The 540-nt window shown below is 61.7% G+C and carries 1 protein-coding gene; it reads right to left on the bottom strand.

Features of this window, described 5'->3' with window-relative positions:
- The coding region (locus AC0L2P_RS32225; RefSeq protein WP_473507250.1) for a TCP-1/cpn60 chaperonin family protein at nucleotides 1-540 on the bottom strand (540 nt) is incomplete at both ends.

The following is a 540-nucleotide window of genomic DNA, read 5'->3' as shown; positions in this document are numbered from 1 at the left end:
GGCCTCGCCTTCGACGTCTTCCGAGATGATGACCAGCGGCTTCGAGGTCTGCACGACAGCCTCGAGGATCGGCAGCATGGCCTGCAGGTTGGAGAGCTTCTTCTCGTGGAGAAGGATGTAGGCGTCTTCCAGATCCGCAACCATCTTCTCGGCGTTGGTGACGAAGTAGGGCGAGAGATAGCCGCGGTCGAACTGCATGCCTTCGACGACTTCGAGCTCGGTCTCGGCGGTCTTGGCTTCCTCGACGGTGATGACGCCTTCATTGCCGACCTTCTGCATCGCTTCGGCAATCATCGAGCCGACCGAAACATCGCCATTGCCGGCGATGGTGCCGACCTGGGCAACCTCTTCCGAGGTCTTGATCTTCTTGGCGTTCTTGATCAGCGTCGCGACGACGTCGGCGACGGCGAGATCGATGCCGCGCTTGAGGTCCATCGGGTTCATGCCGGCGGCAACCGCCTTGTGGCCTTCCTGGACGATCGACTGTGCCAGAACGGTCGCGGTCGTGGTGCCGTCGCCGGCGATGTCGTTGGTCTTCGA

The organism is Mesorhizobium sp. WSM4836 (assembly GCF_055811815.1).
This window is presented reverse-complemented; position numbering and strand designations above follow the sequence as displayed.